Source organism: Opitutus sp. ER46, assembly GCF_003054705.1.
Taxonomy (GTDB): domain Bacteria; phylum Verrucomicrobiota; class Verrucomicrobiia; order Opitutales; family Opitutaceae; genus ER46.
Genome location: NZ_QAYX01000017.1, coordinates 46,703 through 65,704, shown reverse-complemented (window position 1 = coordinate 65,704; position 19,002 = coordinate 46,703). Strand labels below are relative to the sequence as shown.

The window sequence follows — 19,002 nt, the reverse complement described above, 5'->3', positions numbered from 1 at the left end:
GCGGCGCATTGGCGCTGCCCAGGTCCTCGTTTCATCGGCACATCCCCGCGCCCAATGTAGGCCAAGCCGACGCAAAACGGGGCGGCCATCCGACCGCCCCGATTTCCTCCCAGCCGACTGCCTCGAGAGTCAGTGCAACTCAGGGATGATCTTCGAACGAAAGGTCTTCTGTGGACACCCGCCCGGCCTTCACCGGCGCGTGGCCATTCGTGCCATGGCCATTCGTGCCGTGACCATTGGTCCCATGCCCGTTCGCGCCGTCGTGGCTGCCATTGTGGTGCATCACGATCGGAGACTTCGCGGCGAGATGCGCGAGGCGCGAGGCCGACGCCGGGGCCTCGGAGACCGCCGTCGCGGGCGCGTGGCTGAATTCGGCATTGCCGCGTACCATCTCCATCAGCACATCGACCGCCTGGCGGACCTGGCCGGCCTGGGCCTTGAGCTCCTCGGACGCCGCGGCGGACTGTTGCGAAAGGGCCGCGTTCTCCTGCGTGATCTTGTCCATGCTGGCGACGGCGCTGTTGAGCTGGCCGATGCCCTCGCTCTGCTCGTGGGACGACTGCGCGATCTCGGCGATGCGTTCGTCGAGCTGGCGGGTCTTTTCCACAATCGCGGTGAGGTTCACGGCCATCTTTTCGCTGATGCGTACGCCCTGCTCGCTCTTCTCGGTGGAGGCGGAAATTTTCTCGGCGGTCTCCCGTGCAGCCTGGGCCGAACGTTGCGCGAGGTTGCGGACCTCGTCGGCGACGACCGCGAAACCGAGGCCGGCCTCACCGGCGCGCGCCGCTTCGACCGCGGCGTTCAGCGCGAGGATGTTCGTCTGGAAGGCAATCTCGTCGATGGTCTTGATGATCTTCGAAATCTCGACGCTCGACCCCTTGATGGCGTTCATCGCCGACTTCATCTGCTCCATCTCGGCCGCGCCGGCGTCCGCCGTCTGGCGCGCCTGGTTGGCCAGCGCCTTGGCATTCTGCGCGTTCTCCGAGTTGCGCTGGGTCATGCTCGCCATCTCGTGAAGCGAGGAACTCGTCTCCTCCAGCGAGGAGGCCTGCTGGGTGGCGCCGTTCGCCATCGCCTGGCTGGCCTGCGCGACCTGCGCCGCCGAGCCGTTGGCCTTGTCGGATTCAGACGCGAGGCGCGAGGCGACGTCGGTGATCCGGTGGGTGACGCTGCGGATCATCCACCAGGCGCAGACGATCGCGCCGATGAAGCCGGCCAGGGTCACGATGGAAACCATCAACTCGTTGTAGCGCTGTTCGGCGCGCGTGCGGCCTTCGAGGTCACTCTGGAAGGAATGCACCGAGGTGCGGACCTTGTTGATGGTCTGGGTGAATTCGGGGACGAGGCGGTTGATGCGCTCGCCGATGATACGGTCGCGGCCCTGCTTCAGCGCGACGATGTCCGAGAGCCCCTTGCCGTAGGCGTTTGCGGCCTCGATCAACCGAACGAGGAGCGCCTTCTTGGCGTCGTCCTTCATGGAGGCGTCGAGCTTCTCCATCTCGATATGATCCTTCTGCAGGCGCTGCACCTGGGCGTTGGCCGTCTTCAGCGCCTCCGCCGCGGCGGTGGCCTTGGTGAAATCCGACGTAAGCAGGAAGGCATTCGCCAGGCTGGTGCACTCGAAGAAGGCCTTCAGGCCGCTGGAAATTTGGAACGCCGCATTCATGTCACCCTGCGTCTTCGCCTGCGCGAGCATCTGGGTGAGGCCGTCCGCCAGCACCTGCTGTTGCGGGGTAAGCACGTCCTTCTCAATCGAGACGCGGGACCGATGGTTCGTCACCAGGTCGTTGAACGCGGCCCAGTACTGCGCCAGCAGGCCGCGCGCGGCGGTGACTTGGGCGGCGCGCTCCGGATCGGTGGTCAGTTTCGCGGCTTGGTCGAGATCGGCGTCAAGGGCCTTCTTGGCCGCCTCGCAGTTGGCAATGCTCTCGGCGCTGCCGGTCGCGAGAAAGTCGTTCACCTGCAGCTTGAGCGACTGCATCGAAGTCTCGAGTGTCGCCGCGGCATAGGTCTCCTGCGCGCTCCCGGCGTAGGCGGTCAGTCGCCGGCCGGCGCCGCCCAGGGCAATGTAGGCGATGACGGCCACGACGAGGAGCACCGTCAGCGTGAACGCGAAGCCCAGGCCGATCTTCTTGCCGATGGTCAGGTTCTTGAAGGACATGTTTACGGGTGCCGCAGGGCGGCAATGGGAGCTAGGAGCGAAGAGAGAGGTTAAGAGCGGGCAACGGTCCAAAGAACGGATCTTGGCCACGGGTGGCGGCATCGCGGTCTGCCGGTGCAATGGCGTCACGTCGGGCGGAACGACGCCCAGGCATGGGCGTCGACCGATTTCGGTTCGGCACACTAAATTGCATCAGAAGACGGCGATTCGTTGGCCTGCACATCGGCGCGCTGCACGCGAACTTGAGCCCAAATACGTAAGTATGCGTACGCAGTAACCGGTACGCCTTTCTTCACGCCCGAAGTGATTCATCCCCCGGAAGTCGCGGTTCACGAACGAAAGTAGTTCATTCCCGTTGCCCTCCGCCGGGTCGCTGCGTAGGCGTTGGCGCCGATGCCGCTGGAAGCCAAATTACGTCGGTTCTGCCTGGGCGCGGGGCTCCTCACGACTTTCTTGGGACTCGTCGGCCTGGCCGTACCGGCCTCAAGCCACTTTGGACTCGAGCTTGACGGCCCTGGTGCCGCCATCGCCGTGGTCCTGAGCGGGACGGCGCTGATTGCCAGCCAGTTTCCGCGCCGGCAGGGAGTGCGCCTCCTGAGCGCGGCGGCGGCTCTCCTGCTGGGAGCCGGCATCCTCGTCACCGGCCTGCTTGAAGTCACCGTTGCCGGCGATTTTCTCGCCGGCGGCGCCATCAATGGGCTCCTCATCGTCACGACCGCGCTGGCCCTGCTGCTGCTCCGCCCCGGCTCCGCCGCGCGCCACGGCCCCACCTCAGCCTGGCTCGGTCTCGTGGTCGTGGCCGGCGCCGCCGGCACGCTGCTCGCGATCGTGGCCGGCCCCGACCAAATCCAATCGCCCACAAACCTGTCGGGCCCACTCGTCGCGGCCCTGCTCGTCCTTGGGCTGGGCGCAGCCCTCGCCCGGCCGGACAATCGGTATTTGCACGTGATGTTCGCTCCACATGGCGCCGGCATCCTCGCCCGTCGCCTGTTCCTCGCGGCCGTGATTCTCCCGGTCTGCTTCGGCGCCGCGTTCGCTTGGATGGTCGGGACGCATCACCTGCCGGTCGCCGAGGCCGGCCTCCTGTTTGTCGCCACGACCCTGCTCAGCGGGTTCATCATCACCTTGTTCTCCGCCGAGATCGCCGCCGGGCTCAGCGAACGGCGCGAAGAGGCCGAAAGCCAGCGCGCCCAACTCACCGCCCGGCTGCAGCAACAGGCTGCTGAACTCCAGGAAACGGTCAGCCAGCGCACCCGGGAGCTCCGCGAAGCGAACGCCTCCCTGCGTGCTTCCGCCGAATCCAACGCTCTCCTCGCCCTCGTCGCCCAGAACACCACCAACGGCGTGGTCATCACTGACGCGGTCGGCGGCATCGCCTGGGTAAATGTCGCCTTCACGCGCATCACCGGTCACGAACTCGAGGCCATCAAGGGCCGCCGGCTCTCAACGCTGCTGACCGGACCGGAGACCGACCCCGCGCCCGTCCAGCGCCTCCAGGCCGCAGAACGCGATGGCGTTCCGGCGCACGAGACCCTACTCAACTACACTCGAACCGGACAAACCGCCTGGCACGCCATCGAACTGCAGCCGGTGCATGAACGCTCCGGACGCCTCATCAACTTTGTGATCAACCTGACCGACATCACCGCCGAGCGGGCGGACAAAATCCAACTCGAGCACCTCAGCCAGCGGCTGAAGATGGCCGCTCGCGCCGCCGAACTCGGGATTTGGGAATGGGATGTCCGCACCCAGCGGTCCCTCTGGGACGCCCGCATGTGTGAAATCTACGGGCAGCCGGACCAGGAACTCGTCGGCGGCGTCACGGACTGGCTCAAGTTTGTCCACGCCGATGACCGGGACCGCGTGACCCGGACCATCGACGCCCTCATGAAGGGCGGCAGCAGCCTCCAGCAGGAATACCGCATCGTGCGTCCGGACGGCATCGTCCGGCAGGTGCTGCGAAGTGCGGTCGCCGAACGCGACGAGCAAGGGAGACTCCTTCGCATCATCGGCACCGATCGCGACATCACCGTCGAACGCGAATCGACCCAGCAGCTGCAGTCATTGAACGAGCGTCTCCAACTCGCGCTACGCTCCTCCAAATACGGCGTCTGGGAACATGACCTCGTCCACCAGCGCCGCATCTGGGATGAGCGCCAGCTTGAGATTTATGGGCTCCGCCCTGACCAGTTCGACGGCTCCGAAGCGGCCTGGCTCAAGACGCTGCACCCCGACGACCAGCCGGCTGTCACCGCCCAGCAACAGCAGGTCATCGCGGGGACGACTTCCGACTACGACCTCAAGTTTCGCATCGTCCGCCCCGACGGCTCCGTCCGTCATGTGGAGTCGCACGGACATGTCCAGCGCAACGCCGACGGCCGCGCCATCCGGCTCGTCGGGCTCAGCCGCGACATCACCGAGAACGCCCAGCTCGAGCAGGCGCTGGAGCTCGCCGAGCAGCGCTGGCAACTCGCGATCGAGGGCACCAATGACTCCGTGTGGGATTGGGACGTCACCTCCGGCCACGTCTATCACGACGAGCGCTGGACGCGGATCATGGGCTACGAGCCGGGCGAGATCGACTACACGATCGACGGCTGGAAACGGCTCGCCCATCCGGACGATCTCCCGCCGAACGAGGCCGCGCTGCAGGAGCACTTCGCCCAGCGGACTTCCTTCTACTGTCACGAACTGCGGATGCGCGCGAAGGACGGCACGTGGCGCTGGATCCTGGACCGCGGCAAGGTTGTGCGCCGCGCCCCCGACGGCCGCCCGCTGCGCATGGTCGGCACCCACTCGGACGTGACCGCGCGTCGCGTGCTGGAAGACCGCCTGCGCACCACCGAGCAGCTCGCGACGGAGGTGAGCCGGATCGCCCAAATCGGCGGCTTTGAGATCAATCTCACGGACGGCACCGCCGTCTGGAACGAGGGCATGCGCCGCATCTGCGAGGTCGATGACGCCTACGAACCCTCGCTCGAACGACTCTGGAGCTTCATTCCCCCGGAGGCCCTGCCGACCGTGCAGGCAAGCCTGCATGAGGTGAAACCCGACCACCCGTCCTTCGACGTCGAGGTGCCGCTCAACACCGGTCGCGGCAACCGGATCTGGGTGCGTATCCTGGGGCACGCCAGTTTTGCGATGGGGCGCGCCACCAGCGTGCGTGGAGCCCTGCAGGACATCACGGCGCGTCACGAGAGCGAATCGTCGCGCCGCGAACTCGAGGCCCAGTTGTTCCAGGCCCAGAAGATGGAAACGCTTGGCACGCTCGCGGGCGGCATCGCCCACGATTTCAACAATCTGCTCACCGGCATCATCGGCTACCACGAGCTGGCCGCCGACTCGCTCCCGTCCGACCACCCGGCGCGCGAGTGCCTCGCCGAAGCCCGCAACGCCAGCCTGCGAGCCCGTGAACTGGTCGAACAGATTCTGACGTTTGGCCGCCACTCCGGGAGCGCGGAGCACATGCCGCTCGACCTGGTGACGGTGATTGACGAGGCCCGCCGGTTCCTCCGCGCCACGGTCCCCGCCAACATCAGCATCGAGTTCGACTGCGCTCCGAACTGCGGCTCCGTGATGGGCGACACCACGCAACTTCATCAGGTGATCCTCAATCTCGGCTCCAACGCAGCCCACGCCATGCGCCAGAACGGCGGCACGCTGAAGATCAGCCTCAAGCCGGCCGTGTTGACGCCCGAGCTCGCCCTCACCCTCGGTGGCCCGGCGGCGAGCGAGTACGTCTGCCTCACCGTCAGCGACACCGGCCACGGCATGGACGAATCCACGCGGCGCCGGATCTTTGATCCCTTCTTCACCACGAAGAACACGCGCGAAGGCACGGGCCTTGGCCTCGCCGTAGTCCACGGCATCGTGCGTTCGCATCGCGGCGCGATCGACGTCGAAAGCGTTCCCGGCCGCGGCTCCTCATTCTGCATCTACCTCCCGGTCGTCGAAACCGGCAACAAGGCCGAGGCCGAGGACAGCGACACCGCCCCCCGGGGCGGCGGTGAATTCGTCTGTGTGGTCGACGACGAAGAGGTCGTCGGAAGCTGCACGAAGCTCGTGCTCGAAAGCCAGGGTTACCAGTCCCTGATCTTCGCCTCCGCGGAAGCCTGCCTCGCGCACCTGCAGGCCAACCCGACCATCTGCTCCGTCCTCGTGACGGACCAGACCATGCCGGGCATGCAGGGCACCGAGTTGGCCGCGGCGGTCCGACGCCTCCGGCCCAACATCCCAGTCGTGATCATGTCCGGCTACTTCTCGAAAATCTCGCCGCAGGCGCTCGACGAGCTCGGCCAAGTGGAGTTGTTGGCCAAGCCCTTCACGACCGACGAACTCGCCACGGCGGTTTACCGCGCGCTGCACCCGACCAGCTGACCGGCTACTTCAGCGGCGGGAACTGGGTCTTCAGAATCTTGACGGCGACTCCGTGCAGCCCCGTCGAGCTCCAGCACAGGTCGGTCTTCACCCGGCAGTCGATCCCGGCGTCGAACAGCGAGAACATCACGCCGAGGACGCACGCATCCGTCTCGACGCCGCACACCGTCGCCCGCCTCACCCCACGGCGCTTCAGCCGCGCAATCTGGCGCGCATTGAGCCCGTAACTGCGTTTCGCAAAGACCACGTCGCCCGGCTGCGGCTCGATCAGGAGTTCGGTGTCGTCGGAGCCGGGCGGACACACCTTCATGTCGAGGCGTCGACGGAAGAGCGATCCGGCGGGATTCTCGAAGCGCGTGAACACGCGAAAGGGAAACCGGGCGGCATAGCGGCGGATCGCCGTCACCAGTTTCGGCGGAATCGGAAACGCGCGCTGGAGGTCGACGATGATGAGCGGTTCGGCGGCAGCCATGGGGGACGAGCGGGGTGGTTCAGGCGCCGGGGCGCGGCGCTTCGCGCACCACCTCAGAGGCGTCCTTGTCCGGCCTCAATCCGAGAAACACCGGGTGGCGGAGCGACCCGTCCTCGGTCCACTCCGTAAACTGGATCTGCGCCACGAGTTCCGGCCGCACCCACGTGACCTGCTTCATCACGACAGCGGTCATGCCCGTGCCGAAACGCGAGTGCCGCGCGGCCGGCAGATCGGCAAACGGGCACCGCCGCACCCTCCGCTTCCGCATCGCCCGGTGCAACGAGGCCAGGGTCGCGGCGTCGAAACCGCTGCCGACCTTGCCGGCGAAGCGCAGGGTCCCGTCCTCATAATACCCGACCAACAGGGCACCGAAGTGCGTCCGACTGTTCTTGGGCGGCGTGAATCCGCCGATGACGAACTCCTGCTCGCCATGCACCTTGCACTTGAGCCAGGCGCCCGTGCGCCGGTCGGGCTCGTAGGCTGACCCCGCCTGCTTGGCGATGATGCCCTCGAGTCCCTGCCGTCGCACCTCGGCGAGGAGCTGCTCCGGCTTCATCTCGAACACCGGCGAAAACCGCAGGGCCGCCGCGCCTTTGCCCACGAGCACCTCGAGCGCCATCTGCCGCTCCTCGAGCGGCAGATGCAGCAGCGAGCGGCCGTCGTGATGCAGCAGATCGAAAACGTAGAACACAATCGGCGGCCGCGCGCCCGCGTCGCGGTTCTGCAGCAGCTGGAAGCGGCTCCGCCCCTGCGCGTCGAGCGCCACGACTTCGCCGTCGATGCAGGCATTCGCACACTGGATACCGCGCAGCGCCTCGACCACCTCGGGATAGTCCGCCGTCAGCGGCTTGTGGTTGCGCGACCAAAGCTCGATGCGCCCTTCGTTCAGCAGCGCGAGCGCGCGGAAACCGTCAAACTTGATCTCCAGCCGCCACCGGCCGGCCGGGATCTCATCCACGCTCAGCGCTTTCATCGGCGGCACGAACGCCGCGGGAGCCAGTACCCGGGACGAGGCGGCGCGCGCGCGCTTTTTCCGGGGCACGTCGGCCGCCTCGCCCCGTTGGGCGCGCGTCGCCGGAGCGCGCGTGCGCGCCCGCCGCGTTGCCCGGCCCTCGGCGATCTCTTCCAGCGTCCGGCCGCTCAGCACCGAGCGCTCCCGCGCGGCCCCGAGTATCGGCGCGCGGTGCGCCGGGGCGTGGTTCTTCAGCAACAGCCAGTTCGCGTGCTTGTCCCCCGGTCGCGCGCGCAAACGGACCAGCGTCCACTCCCCCACCGCCTTCTCGCCCGCGAGGGCCAGGTGCATCTTCCCCTGCCGGTACGCGGTCTCGGCCGGCACGCCGGAAACGGTGTAGTGCCCGCGGTCCCACAGCATCACCGTGCCCGCCCCATAATTGCCCGACGGAATCACGCCCTCAAACGAACCATATTCCAGGGGATGGTCCTCCACTTCGACGGCGAGCGCGCGGTCGCCCGGTTTCTCCGGCAGGCCTTTCGGCACCGCCCAGGAGCGAAACACCCCGTCCATTTCCAGTCGGAAATCGAAGTGCAGCCGCGTGGCATCGTGTTGCTGGATCACGAAGCGCCGCACCGCCTGGCTCGGCGGCGTGCCCTCGCCTCCCGCCGGCTCACCGCTGGCCGCGAGATCGCGCTTGGCGTGATACGACGCCAGTCGCCCCCGCGCCGTTGCGGAGCGGCGCGGTGCAGGTCGGCGCGGCTGGGAGCGGGGAGGCATGATGGAAAGGCGCGGCAGCGTTAGACCCATCCCAGCGGTGCCGTTCCCGGTCGCAGTCCCGACGCCAGCTCCGGGATTGCGCGGCTTCTCCCGGGGGCCATTTTCCAGGAACCACCGCCCGGTTCGCGCCCACTCACCCCAGGCTTACCCGCCATGCGCCCGTCCCTGTTCCCGATCCTATTGGCCGCCGCTGTCGTGCCCCTTGGCGCCGCCACCTCGGGCCCGCTCCTGCCCGCCAACCCCGCCCAGAGTCGCCCCGACACAACCCTTCTCCCCGGCCCGTACCTGCTGTCGCCGGCCAAGGGCACGAGCAGCGCCACCTCAACCCACGCCGTCAGCAAGACGACGCATGCGGTTTCCAAGCCCGCGGTGCGGGCGTCCGCCCAGGCGGTGGAGAAGACCGGATCGGTGGCCCCGCCGCCGGATGCGCCGCCCCCGGCGTTCCTCGAGCAGACCTTTGTCCGGCCCGGCGACCCCACGACCCTGCGCTTTGACCATACGCTGCGCACGCAGTGGGACGTTCCCACGCTCCGGACCGTCACACCGCCCCGGCCCGCGCCCGCGCGCTGAGGCGCCTGCACAAACAACGACGCGACGCACGGCGCGAAGCTCTCGTTCGCGACGATGCGCGTGTTGCCCCGCGGCCGTTTCAGGCCGGTGGCTGGGGATGCGACAATTGGCGGAACGCCTCGTAGGTCGCGACGCCCGCCGCCGTGCTGAGGTTCAGCGAACGCAGTGTGGGGTTCGCGTGCGGAATGGTGACCCGACCGTCGTGCAATTCGTCGTGCAGCCAATCCGGCGCGCCCGAACCTTCGTTCCCAAACACAAGGCCGTCCTCGTCGGCGAAACGCACATCCCAGAAGGTGCGCTGCGTCTTCGTCGTGAAGAGCCACAGCCGCTTGGGTGCCACCGAACTCGCGCGAAAGGCCTGCCAGTTGGCGTGCTCGTGCACATCGAGCGACCGCCAGTAATCCATGCCCGCGCGCCGCAGGTTGCGGTCGTTGATGACGAAGCCGAGCGGATGAATGAGGTGAAGCCGCGAGCGGGTGAGCGCGCACATGCGCCCCACATTGCCGGTGTTCGGCGCGATCTCGGGCTGAAACAGGACGACGTGCAGCATGAGCAAGCCAGGCCGGTCAGCGGCGGCGCGCTTTCATCGCCTGCTCCACCTCGCGCAGCTGCACGCGCTTCTTGAGGTCGTCGCGCCGGTCAAACTGCTTCTTGCCGGTGCAGAGCCCCACTTCGACCTTCACGAGCGCCTCCTTGAAATACATGCGCAGCGGGACGAGCGCCCGCCCGCCGGTGGCCAGTGCCAGCTGGATCTTGTCGAGATCCCGCCGGTGCAGGAGGAGCTTTCGCACCCGCTTGGCGTCGTGGTTGAAGATGTTGCCGAACGCGTACTGCTCGATGTGCGCATTGTAGAGCCACGCCTCGCCTTTCTCGATGCGCGCAAAGGCATCGCTGATCTGCGCCTTGCCTGCCCGGATGGATTTCACCTCGGTGCCGCGCAGCTGGACGCCCGCCTCGAAGCGCTGGTCGACAAAATAGTCGCGCCCCGCCTTTGCATTGCGGATCTCGGTGTAACGTTTCGCTTCTTTCTTCGCGCCAGCCATGGGGGGAGACGGACCTGTACATGAAAAAGGCGGCTCCGACAATGCGGCGCCGCCCTAAAACCGGATGAGATACGAGGATCAGGTCGTCGGGCCCGACTCGAAGCTGATCTTGCCCTCGATGACTTCACGGAGGGCGATATCCTCGGGCGACAACTTCTCGAGCGACTCCACCAGCGGGCGATTGCCGCGTTTCAACTGCTTAACGCGGCGGGAAACCACGTTGATCAACACGTTAGGGTCGTTGATCGTCTTGAGGGCATCTTTGATATAGTCGTCGCGCATGGCTTCGAAATTGCTCGGTGAAAACCGGCTAGGGGAATGGTCGGCCCCAAGTCCGTCAAGGCTGAATTCCGCTTGCACCAACCCTGCGCCCCCGGATCGTGGCGCCGTGCTTCTCGCCTGGACAACCGTCGGCTCGCTGGACGACGCCAACCGCCTCGCCCGCGACGTTATTGCCCGTAAACTGGCGGTTTGCGTGCAGATCGAAGGGCCGATCACGTCGCACTACCGGTGGGAGGACAAGACCTGCGAAGAACAGGAGTTCCGCCTCTGCTTCAAGTTCCTGGAGGAACAGCACTCAGGCCTCCAGCAACACGTTCTAGCCCACCATCCGTACGACACTCCCGAGTGGATTGTCGTCACCGCGGAATATGTGGCAGAAAAATTCTTGTCTTGGGCGAAGGCCAACTCTACCAATCCGCCCCTTTAACACGTTCCACCCGTCTCCTTTCCCGTCATGTCACAGCACAAAAGCCTCCAAGGCGTCTCCGGTCTCGTCATTAAACGCAACGTCCTCAAGCGGTTCGAGCGCATCGATGTGCTCAAGAAGCGCGGCCAGTGGAAGGCGGGCGACCGCGTGTCCGGCCTCCGCAAGACCAAGCCCGACGTCTGAGTAATCTTCCCCCTTTCCGGCAGGCAGCCTTCGCTGCCTGCCTTTTTTTGCGTCCTCTCCCGCCCCTTTTCCATGCACGATTTCTTCAAGCCCCTCTTTGACTGGTACGCGCAATCCCTCGACACCGGCGGCTACTGGCTGGTCGCGCTGCTGATGGCGATCGAGAGCTCGATCATCCCGCTCCCCAGCGAACTGGTCATCCCTCCGGCGGCCATCATCGCCCAGCGGTCCGGCAGCAACATGACGCTGACCGGGATCGTCATCGCCGGCACCGTCGGTTCGTGGATCGGGGCCACGGCCATGTATTGGGCTTCCCGCCTCGCCGGCCGCCCGCTCGTGATGCGATACGGCAAGTTCATCTTCATCTCGCCGGCCAAGGTGGAGCAGGCCGAACGCTGGGCCGCCGAGTTCGGCAGCTTCGGCATCTTTGCCTCCCGCCTGCTGCCCGTCGTCCGCCATCTGATCGGCATCCCGGCGGGCATTGTCCGGATGAACTACGTGACATTCTCGATCTACACGATCCTCGGTTCGGCCGTCTGGTGCTCCGTGCTCTGTTGGGTCGGCATCAAAGCCGGTCAGGATGAGGCGCTCATGCAGGGCGAACTGCATCGCATCGCGATCTGGCTGATTGGTGCCCTGGCCGTGCTCGGCGCGATCTACTACTTCTTCGTCCATCGGTTCACGCACAAGCGGCGCTGAACCCCTCCCCCCGCTCTCGCCGCCGCGCTCCTGACCGAGGACGGCGGACACAAAAAAACGAGCTTCTCGCGAAGCTCGTTCTTTTGCGAAAGGACGACCCGATCAGGCCTTCGTCTCGGCCGCCGGCTGAGCCGACGCCGGCTTCGCCGCCGGAGCGGACTTCGGGGTCGACGCGGCGACCTTCTCGGCGTGAATCTCAGCCGCGCGATCCTTCTCCTTGATGGCGACCGCGGCCTTGCCGGTGCGGCGACGGAGATAGTACAGACGGGCCTTCATCGCCTCGGACTCACGCTCGACCTCGATCTTCTCGATGTTCGGGGAGTTGACGGGGAAAACGCGCTCCACGCCCTCGCCGTAGCTGAGGCGGCGGACCGTGAAGGTCTCGTGGATGCCCGAACCCTTCCGCGCAATCACGATGCCGGCGAAAACCTGCACGCGCTCCTTGTCGCCTTCGCGGACCTTCGTGTGCACGCGCACACCGTCGCCGACCTTGAACGGCGTGGTGTCTTTCTTCACCTGAGCGGCGGTGATTTCTTGGATGATCGGGTTCATGGCTGTGAATTATTCGAGTAAATCGGGACGCACCTGACGGGTTTTTTCCAAAGCACGCGCTTGGCGCCAACGTTCAATCTGGGCATGGTTACCGGAGAGCAAAACCTCGGGAACGGACATGCCCCGGAATTCGGCGGGACGCGTGTATTGAGGAAAGTCGAGCAACTTGCTGGTGAAGGATTCGTGCGTCAATGACTTTTCCTCCCCGAGCACGCCGGGAATGAAACGAGCCATCGCATCGATGAGCACCGCGGCGGCGAGGGTGCCGTTGGTGAGCACGTAATCCCCAATGGAAATCTCCTGATCGATGACGCCATCACGGATCCGCTGGTCAATGCCCTCGTAGTGCCCGCTGAGCAGAACCAGGTGCTGCTGCTGGGAAAGCTCCTCCGCCAGCTTCGGCGAAAGGGGCACGCCATCCGGCGTCAGATAAATCCGGCGGCAGCCCGGCGTCTGCACCTGCTCGATCGCCGCAAAGACCGGCTCAGGCTTCATGACCATCCCGGCGCCCCCGCCAAACGGCCGGTCGTCGGCCGTGCGGTGCTTGTCGGTCGTCCAAGCGCGCAAATCATGCACCTGGACCTGTACGAGTCCGCCCTCGATCGCCTTCCCGAGAATGCTTTCGCTCAGGAAGCCATCCAGCATCCGCGGAAATAACGTCAGGACGTCTATTTTCAGCGCCATGGGAGGGAGGATTGGACTGTCACGCAGGGAGGAGAATCGATGAACAAAAAAGCCCCGGAGTATTCCGAGGCCTCTGCGATGAACGGTGGGCTTTCGCCCGCCGAATCGACTGCATCCGGCGGGCCGAAACCCGCCAGGGCGACTTAGGCAGTCGCGGCAGGCGCTTCGGACTTCGCCGTCGCGCTGCGACGGGCCCGCTTGATCATCGCGTGCATCGTGTCGGTCGGCGTCGCACCCTTGCTCAGCCAATAATCGACGCGCTCCATGTTGATATTGATCGGGTTGCCCTTGCTGCCCGGACGGTACGTGCCGAGGTTCTCGACGGCGGCGCCATCGCGGCGCGAGCGCGCTTCAGCGACGACCACGCGGTAGAGCGGCTGGTGCACGGAACCAACCTTGGTGAGACGGATTTTGAGAGCCATGTCGGATTAAATGCGGAGCAGTTCTTGCCTTGAAAAGCTGAGCACAAGACCGGTCCCGCGAAATGTTGTCAAGCATCGGTTATGCAGATGGCCCGACGACCCAACTCGCGTCGGCGCAGGCACGTCACAACCCCGTCTCCAACCGCGCCATGACCTCACCGAGCAGGTAGATGGACCCCGTGACCACCACGATGTCGTCCGTCTCGCCCACGGCACATCGGTCGGCCGCCGGAAACACCTGCTCCACGGTGTCACGCACGACGCGCCCCGGAAACCCACGCGGCATCGCCTTCTCAAGCTCCTCATACCCACAGGCGCGCGGTTCGTGCGGCACCACCAGATGGACCGCACGCGCATACCGGCTGATCACGTCGAGCAGCGGTCGGGCCCGGTCCAGGCCCAGCACCCCCGTCACGATCACCGGCCGTCGATGCGTTTCTGCAACCAGCTGGCTCAAATTAGCCTCCAGCGCGAGCGCACCCTCGGAGTTGTGCGACGCATCAAGAATCACAGTCCGCCCCCCCACCCGCCGCCGCTCCCAGCGGCCCGCCCACTCCACACGCTCGAGCCCCTGGCGAATGGCTGCCGGCTCCATCCGCCACCTTGGGTCGAGCTGCTGCGCCGCCAGCGTCGCCGTAGCCGCATTCCAGCGCTGATATTCACCTTCCAGGCGCGTCGACGGCACGCCTTCCAGCCCGAGTCGGAAACGCTCGGCCACGGATTGGATCGGTGCCCCGAGTTGCGCCGCCAGCGCCCGAATCACCTTTTCCGCATCGCGTGGCATGCGGCCAATCACCACCGGCACCGCCGGCTTGATGATCCCAGCCTTCTCGGCGGCGATCTGCGCCAGGCTGTTTCCCAGCAACTCGCAATGGTCGAGGCCGATCGAGGTGATCACCGCGAGCTCGGGCGTCACCACATTCGTCGCATCCAGCCGGCCGCCCAGCCCGACTTCGATCACGGCGATGTCACACCGGCGTCGCTGGAATTCGAGGAACGCCATCGCCGTCATGAGCTCGAAAAAGCTCGGCCGCAGCGTCGGATCCGCCGCCGCAATCCGTGCGGCCACCGGGTCGAGCTCCGCGGCGTACGTGAGAATCTGCTCCTCGGTCAGCGCCCTGCGGTCCACCTGCACCCGCTCGCCCAGGTGCACCAGGTGCGGCGACGTGTACAAACCCGTCCGCCACCCCGCCGCCCGCAGCATCGCCTCAAGCATCGCCGCGACCGAACCCTTGCCGTTCGTACCCGCGATGTGGACACACGGCACGCTGCGCTCCGGATGCCCGAGCGCTTCCGCCAGGACGCGCATGCGATCGACGCCGAAATGCGGACCGTGCGCCTTCAGGGCAAACAGACGGTCGACCACCGCGGCGTACTCGCGGGACCTGTTGGTGTGCATCGCCGCGCCGGGACGCGCTCAGTTCGCGCCCGGCTTCTTCCGCAGATGCAGCGCGCCCAGCAGGTCGCGCAGCCGGTCCCGCATCTCGAGCCGGCTCACAATCTGGTCAATCAGCCCGCGCTTCAGCAGGAACTCCGCCGTCTGGAAACCGGCGGGCAACGTCTGCTTCGTGGTGTCCTTGATCACGCGCGCCCCGGCGAAACCGACGAGCGCGCCGGGCTCGGCCAGGATCACGTCGCCCAGCGTGGCGAAACTCGCGGTCACGCCGCCCATTGTGGGATGCGTCAGCACCGACACGAACGGCAGCCCGGCCTGCGCCAGCCGCCCGAGCGCCGCGCTCGTCTTCGCCATCTGCATGAGCGAGTAAATTCCCTCCTGCATGCGGGCTCCGCCAGAGGCGCTGAAAATGATGCACGGGATCTTCCGCGCGATCGCCGTCTCCACGGCCCGGGTGATCTTTTCGCCCGCCGCCGCGCCCATCGCGCCGCCGCAGAAGCGAAAATCCATCACCGCGACCGACACCTCGATGCCGTGAATCTTGCCCGTGCCGCAGATCACCGCCTCCGGCAGGCCGCTCTCCTTCTCGTAGCGCTTGATGCGATCCGGATACGGCTGGGAATCGACGAAATGCAGCGGGTCGCTCGACTTAACCTCCGCGTCCGCCTCCGCAAACGTCCCGGCATCAAAGAGGTAATTGATGCGCGCCCGCGCCCCGATCGGGAAATGATGCCCGCTCTTCGGCACCACCATCTGGTTATCTTCGATCTCCTTGTTGAAGAGAATTTCCCCGGAAACCGGGTCCTTCGTGTACAACCCCTTGGGAATGTCCTTCTTGCGGGCTTTGCGGACCGTGTAGGTCGGTTTGTCGAAATGCATGGGCGTGGATCAGCCGTGGCCAAACGTGACGACGCGCAGGTTCACGGCCCCCGCGCGGCGCATGACGCGCGCGCAGTTGTTGAGGGTGGAACCAGTGGTGAAGACGTCATCGACGAGGATGTAGGAAGAGGCGGGATTAATGGAGGCGCCCGGAGCGAGTGCAAAGGCATTTTTGAGGTTCCCCATCCGCGTCTTTCGATCGAAAGCCGTCTGCGTGTGCGTATCCACCACGCGCCTCAACAGCGCCTCGATCCGCGTGCCGCCGCCGGCCGCCCGCGCCAGCGCTTCCGCCAGCAACTCCGCCTGGTTGTAGCCGCGCTCCCGGGCCTTGCGCGCATGCAGCGGCACCGGCACGAGACTCCCGCCGCGCACGAACTCCAGCACGTGCTCACTCCGCCGCAACACGGCCTCGATGTCGTGCAGGACGTGCAGGCCGTGGTGGTATTTCAGCTCAATCACCAGCGCCCGCACCGGTCCGCGAAACAGCGTCGTCGTCCGCCCCTCCCCGAACGCTGGCTCCAAGCCCTCGCAGTGCGGACACTGGCGTTCACCTTCCACCACTCCGAAGAACGGATGCCCGCAGGTGGTGCAGTGCGGCGGCGCCACATACTCGATCAGCGCCACGCACCGGCGGCACAGGTGCCGAAAACCGCCCGCCGTCTCATCCACCACCCCGCCGCAATGCACGCACCGCGGCGGGAAAAGCACGTCTCCGGCCCGGTGCATCACCCCGCGCAGGACATCGCGCGCGCTGCGGGCCTCTCCGGCGGCGTCTTCCATCAGTAAAACACCTTCACCATGAACAACCCCTGCGGCGGCGCCGTCTGCACCGCCGTTGTGCGCTTGCGCCCTTCGAGTATCTCCCGCACGGCCTCCGGGCTGAGCCGGCCCTCTCCGACCGCCACCAGCACGCCCGCCAGGCTGCGCACCATCTTGTAGAGAAATCCATTCGCCTCCGCCGTGATGCGGATCCGCCGGCCGCGACGGCTCACGTCGAGCCGGCGCAAGTCCCGCACCGTGTCCTCCCGCTCCGGGCCGTTCAGCGCCGTGAACGCGCGAAAGTCGTGCGTCCCCTTCAGCACCGCGGCTGCCGCCTGCATTGCTGCGACATTCACCGGCGTGAAAACCGGCCAGCAATACGGGCGCGTGAAGGGATCCGCGTCCCCGAGGTGCACCTGGTACACGTACCGCTTCCCCTTGGCCGAAAACCGCGCGTGGAAACTCGGTGCCGCTGGCCGCATGCTCTTGATCTGGATGCTCGCCGGGAGGCCCGCCCGCAGCGCCGCTGCCAGTTTGTCCGGCCCGTGCCGCCACGCCGCGTCGAAATGAAACACCTGCCCGAGCGCATGCACCCCGGCATCGGTCCGGCCACTGCCATGGATGCGCATCGTCGTCCCAAACATTTCCGCCAGCCGGCGCTCAAGGGTGTCCTGGACCGCGGTCCCGCCCACCTGGCTCTGCCAGCCGTCAAAGGTCGTGCCGTCGTACGCGCACACTCCCTTCCAGCGGGTAAGTTCAGGCGGCAGTTCGGACATGCCGGCGCAGCATGGGATTTCGCCCGCGACCGGCAATTTGAAACCAGGCTCAGCCTCTATCAGGGACAGGTCCGCTTAGGCCCAGGCCCGCGACCTCCATCAGGGACAGGTCTCTTTAGCCCCGCCGGGAGACCTCCATCAGGGTCTGCATCGGGGACAGGTCCGTTTCGCGGAGGTCACTATCGGGGACAGGTACGTTTTGCGCGCGAGAGCCGCTATCAGGGACAGGTCCGTCTGGCCGGGGAGCCGGAGCAGCCCGGGCCGGCGCGTCTCTATCGGGGACAGGTCCATTTCGCGCCCTTGCGTCGTGCCGCCAGTAGCCCCCTATCGGGGACAGGTCCGTTTAGCCTGGGGCTCCGATCAGGGACAGGTCCGTTTCACGTAGGAGAGTTCCCTTGCCTCGTGCCGCCGGCGGCGCCTTCGTCATTCCTTCGCCGATGCTCCGACGCTATCAACACCTGATCTGGGACTGGAATGGCACGCTCCTCGACGACCTCCAGTTGTGCATCGAGGTCACGAACAGCCTGCTCCGCCAGCGCCGCCTGCCGCCGCTCGACCTGACGCGCTACCACGCCGTCTTCGGTTTTCCGGTGCGCGCCTACTACGCCGAGATCGGGCTCGCGACCACCGAGGAGACCTTCAAGGCCCTGAGCGTCGACTTCATCAGCGCCTACGAGGCCCGGCGGCTCGAGACGCGGCTGCATCCCGGCGCCGAGGAACTGCTCGCCGCGATCCCGGCCCGCGGGCTGACGCAGTCGATCCTCTCCGCCTACCGCCACGACACGCTCTGCGAAATCGTCGCCCATTTTGGCCTGACCTCACGGTTTGTCGCGCTGTCCGGCCTGGACAACATCTACGCGCACAGCAAAGCCGCCCTCGGCCGCGCGGCCCTTGCGCGGCTCGGCGTGCCTGCGGCCAAGGTTCTCATGATCGGCGACACCCTCCATGACCTCGAGGTCGCCCGCGAGATGGGCGTCGATTGCGTGCTCGTCAGCCATGGCCACCACCCGGCCGAACGTCTCCGCCAGGGAGGCGTGCCCGTGTTCCCAAACCTCCACGCGCTCGGCGCGGCCTTCGGGCTGCCCGCCTTTCAGTCCAGCGGCTCGGGTGGCGGCGGCAACGGGAACCTCGTGTCGAGATAGTCCTGCAGAATCAGCGTGGCGGCGCGGGAATCGATGATTCCGCTCGCCCGCACCTCGCGCCGGCGCGACTTCGCGATCGTCGCCTCGGCCTCGTAGCTCGTGAGCCGCTCGTCCACCAGATGCACCGGCAATCCGAACTCCTGGCGAAACCGCGCGGCGACCGCCTCGATCTGCTTCGCCTTCGGTCCCACCGAGTCGTCCATGTTCAGCGGGTGCCCCATCACCAGCTCCGTGACGCGCCGCTCGCGAATGACGGCGGCCAGCGCCTCCCGCCGCCGGCCTTCGTCTGCGGTCGTGATGGCCGGCAAGGGCGTCGCCACGCCGAGCTGATCGCCAAAACTCAGGCCGATCCGCCGGTCGCCATAGTCAATGCCGAGAAATCGCGTGCCGCCGCTCATGGGAAAATTCGGCCGACAGGCTCCACAGCCCGCCGCCAGGCACGAGCA

At 66.4% G+C, this 19,002-nt stretch carries 19 protein-coding genes and 1 pseudogene; 6 read left to right on the top strand and 14 right to left on the bottom strand.

The window, feature by feature from the left end:
• Positions 1-139 precede the first annotated feature (139 nt).
• Positions 140-2,161: a methyl-accepting chemotaxis protein gene (locus tag DB354_RS02665; protein ID WP_233256533.1), complete on the bottom strand. Its 2,022-nt coding sequence runs from the start codon at positions 2,159-2,161 to the stop codon at positions 140-142.
• A gap of 453 nt (positions 2,162-2,614) precedes the next feature.
• Between DB354_RS02665 and DB354_RS02660 the strand changes: the two genes are divergently transcribed.
• Positions 2,615-6,538: a PAS domain-containing protein gene (locus tag DB354_RS02660; RefSeq protein WP_146180080.1), complete on the top strand. Its 3,924-nt coding sequence runs from the start codon at positions 2,615-2,617 to the stop codon at positions 6,536-6,538.
• Positions 6,539-6,542: 4 nt separating this feature from the next.
• Here DB354_RS02660 and DB354_RS02655 read toward each other — a convergent pair whose 3' ends face one another.
• Both DB354_RS02655 and ligD read right to left on the bottom strand, forming a co-directional pair.
• Positions 6,543-7,010, bottom strand: coding sequence for an isochorismatase family cysteine hydrolase (locus tag DB354_RS02655; RefSeq protein ID WP_107833888.1), 468 nt, complete (start codon positions 7,008-7,010; stop codon positions 6,543-6,545).
• 19 nt (positions 7,011-7,029) lie between these two features.
• Positions 7,030-8,742, bottom strand: coding sequence for a non-homologous end-joining DNA ligase (gene ligD, locus DB354_RS02650; protein WP_158277331.1), 1,713 nt, complete (start codon positions 8,740-8,742; stop codon positions 7,030-7,032).
• A 153-nt stretch (positions 8,743-8,895) separates the two neighbouring features.
• Here ligD and DB354_RS02645 point away from each other — a divergent pair, with 153 nt between their 5' ends.
• Complete coding sequence (locus DB354_RS02645; RefSeq protein ID WP_107833886.1) at positions 8,896-9,312, top strand: hypothetical protein; 417 nt, start codon at positions 8,896-8,898, stop codon at positions 9,310-9,312.
• Positions 9,313-9,391: 79 nt separating this feature from the next.
• Here DB354_RS02645 and DB354_RS02640 read toward each other — a convergent pair whose 3' ends face one another.
• The 3 genes from DB354_RS02640 to DB354_RS02630 form a co-directional block, all read right to left on the bottom strand.
• A complete protein-coding gene (locus DB354_RS02640; RefSeq protein ID WP_107833885.1) occupies positions 9,392-9,862 on the bottom strand; it encodes a tRNA (cytidine(34)-2'-O)-methyltransferase in 471 nt (156 codons plus the stop codon).
• 16 nt (positions 9,863-9,878) lie between these two features.
• Positions 9,879-10,355 carry an SsrA-binding protein SmpB gene (smpB, locus tag DB354_RS02635; RefSeq protein WP_107833884.1) on the bottom strand — a complete coding sequence of 159 codons (477 nt, stop codon included), beginning with the start codon at positions 10,353-10,355 and terminating at the stop codon, positions 9,879-9,881.
• 78 nt (positions 10,356-10,433) lie between these two features.
• Complete coding sequence (locus tag DB354_RS02630; protein ID WP_107833883.1) at positions 10,434-10,637, bottom strand: DNA-directed RNA polymerase subunit omega; 204 nt, start codon at positions 10,635-10,637, stop codon at positions 10,434-10,436.
• 106 nt (positions 10,638-10,743) lie between these two features.
• Here DB354_RS02630 and cutA point away from each other — a divergent pair, with 106 nt between their 5' ends.
• From cutA to DB354_RS02615, 3 genes are all read left to right on the top strand, one after another.
• Entirely contained in the window at positions 10,744-11,064 is a 321-nt protein-coding gene (gene cutA / locus DB354_RS02625; RefSeq protein WP_107833882.1) for a divalent-cation tolerance protein CutA, read from the top strand.
• 27 nt (positions 11,065-11,091) lie between these two features.
• The gene (locus tag DB354_RS02620; RefSeq protein ID WP_107833881.1) at positions 11,092-11,247 is read left to right on the top strand and encodes a small basic protein; all 156 of its coding nucleotides are present in this window, start codon (positions 11,092-11,094) and stop codon (positions 11,245-11,247) included.
• Positions 11,248-11,319: 72 nt separating this feature from the next.
• Complete coding sequence (locus DB354_RS02615) at positions 11,320-11,946, top strand: DedA family protein (RefSeq protein ID WP_107833880.1); 627 nt, start codon at positions 11,320-11,322, stop codon at positions 11,944-11,946.
• A 213-nt stretch (positions 11,947-12,159) separates the two neighbouring features.
• On the opposite strand, the pseudogene rplS reads toward DB354_RS02615, so the two are convergent.
• The 7 genes and pseudogenes from rplS to truA form a co-directional block, all read right to left on the bottom strand.
• Positions 12,160-12,498 (bottom strand): annotated as a pseudogene (gene rplS / locus DB354_RS02610) (50S ribosomal protein L19); the annotation flags it as partial.
• 9 nt (positions 12,499-12,507) lie between these two features.
• Complete coding sequence (trmD, locus tag DB354_RS02605; protein ID WP_107833878.1) at positions 12,508-13,182, bottom strand: tRNA (guanosine(37)-N1)-methyltransferase TrmD; 675 nt, start codon at positions 13,180-13,182, stop codon at positions 12,508-12,510.
• 143 nt (positions 13,183-13,325) lie between these two features.
• A complete protein-coding gene (gene rpsP, locus DB354_RS02600; protein WP_107833877.1) occupies positions 13,326-13,604 on the bottom strand; it encodes a 30S ribosomal protein S16 in 279 nt (92 codons plus the stop codon).
• A gap of 124 nt (positions 13,605-13,728) precedes the next feature.
• On the bottom strand, positions 13,729-14,970 hold the full coding sequence (locus tag DB354_RS02595) for a folylpolyglutamate synthase/dihydrofolate synthase family protein (protein WP_233256532.1): 1,242 nt from the start codon (positions 14,968-14,970) through the stop codon (positions 13,729-13,731).
• 51 nt (positions 14,971-15,021) lie between these two features.
• A complete protein-coding gene (accD, locus tag DB354_RS02590) occupies positions 15,022-15,879 on the bottom strand; it encodes an acetyl-CoA carboxylase, carboxyltransferase subunit beta (RefSeq protein WP_107833875.1) in 858 nt (285 codons plus the stop codon).
• A 9-nt stretch (positions 15,880-15,888) separates the two neighbouring features.
• Positions 15,889-16,659 (bottom strand): double zinc ribbon domain-containing protein, encoded by a 771-nt coding sequence (locus DB354_RS02585; RefSeq protein WP_233256531.1) that lies wholly within the window; start codon positions 16,657-16,659, stop codon positions 15,889-15,891.
• Complete coding sequence (truA, locus tag DB354_RS02580) at positions 16,659-17,414, bottom strand: tRNA pseudouridine(38-40) synthase TruA (RefSeq protein WP_107833874.1); 756 nt, start codon at positions 17,412-17,414, stop codon at positions 16,659-16,661. Before truA ends, DB354_RS02585 begins: the two co-directional genes overlap by 1 nt.
• A gap of 395 nt (positions 17,415-17,809) precedes the next feature.
• On the opposite strand from truA, the gene DB354_RS02575 reads away from it, so the two are divergent.
• Positions 17,810-18,556, top strand: coding sequence for an HAD family hydrolase (locus tag DB354_RS02575; protein WP_146180079.1), 747 nt, complete (start codon positions 17,810-17,812; stop codon positions 18,554-18,556).
• Here the strand turns inward: DB354_RS02575 and ruvX are convergent.
• Positions 18,505-18,954: a Holliday junction resolvase RuvX gene (gene ruvX / locus DB354_RS02570; RefSeq protein ID WP_107833872.1), complete on the bottom strand. Its 450-nt coding sequence runs from the start codon at positions 18,952-18,954 to the stop codon at positions 18,505-18,507. The genes DB354_RS02575 and ruvX overlap by 52 nt on opposite strands.
• Positions 18,955-19,002 lie beyond the last annotated feature (48 nt).

Coding starts and splice junctions, on each gene's coding strand:
- DB354_RS02665 (WP_233256533.1), bottom strand. CDS start 2,161: ATGTCCTTCAAGAACCTGACCATCGGCAAGAAGATCGGCCTGGGCTTC.
- DB354_RS02655 (WP_107833888.1), bottom strand. CDS start 7,010: ATGGCTGCCGCCGAACCGCTCATCATCGTCGACCTCCAGCGCGCGTTT.
- ligD (WP_158277331.1), bottom strand. CDS start 8,742: ATGCCTCCCCGCTCCCAGCCGCGCCGACCTGCACCGCGCCGCTCCGCA.
- DB354_RS02645 (WP_107833886.1), top strand. CDS start 8,896: ATGCGCCCGTCCCTGTTCCCGATCCTATTGGCCGCCGCTGTCGTGCCC.
- DB354_RS02640 (WP_107833885.1), bottom strand. CDS start 9,862: ATGCTGCACGTCGTCCTGTTTCAGCCCGAGATCGCGCCGAACACCGGC.
- smpB (WP_107833884.1), bottom strand. CDS start 10,355: ATGGCTGGCGCGAAGAAAGAAGCGAAACGTTACACCGAGATCCGCAAT.
- DB354_RS02630 (WP_107833883.1), bottom strand. CDS start 10,637: ATGCGCGACGACTATATCAAAGATGCCCTCAAGACGATCAACGACCCT.
- DB354_RS02620 (WP_107833881.1), top strand. CDS start 11,092: ATGTCACAGCACAAAAGCCTCCAAGGCGTCTCCGGTCTCGTCATTAAA.
- DB354_RS02615 (WP_107833880.1), top strand. CDS start 11,320: ATGCACGATTTCTTCAAGCCCCTCTTTGACTGGTACGCGCAATCCCTC.
- trmD (WP_107833878.1), bottom strand. CDS start 13,182: ATGGCGCTGAAAATAGACGTCCTGACGTTATTTCCGCGGATGCTGGAT.
- rpsP (WP_107833877.1), bottom strand. CDS start 13,604: ATGGCTCTCAAAATCCGTCTCACCAAGGTTGGTTCCGTGCACCAGCCG.
- accD (WP_107833875.1), bottom strand. CDS start 15,879: ATGCATTTCGACAAACCGACCTACACGGTCCGCAAAGCCCGCAAGAAG.
- DB354_RS02585 (WP_233256531.1), bottom strand. CDS start 16,659: ATGGAAGACGCCGCCGGAGAGGCCCGCAGCGCGCGCGATGTCCTGCGC.
- truA (WP_107833874.1), bottom strand. CDS start 17,414: ATGTCCGAACTGCCGCCTGAACTTACCCGCTGGAAGGGAGTGTGCGCG.
- ruvX (WP_107833872.1), bottom strand. CDS start 18,954: ATGAGCGGCGGCACGCGATTTCTCGGCATTGACTATGGCGACCGGCGG.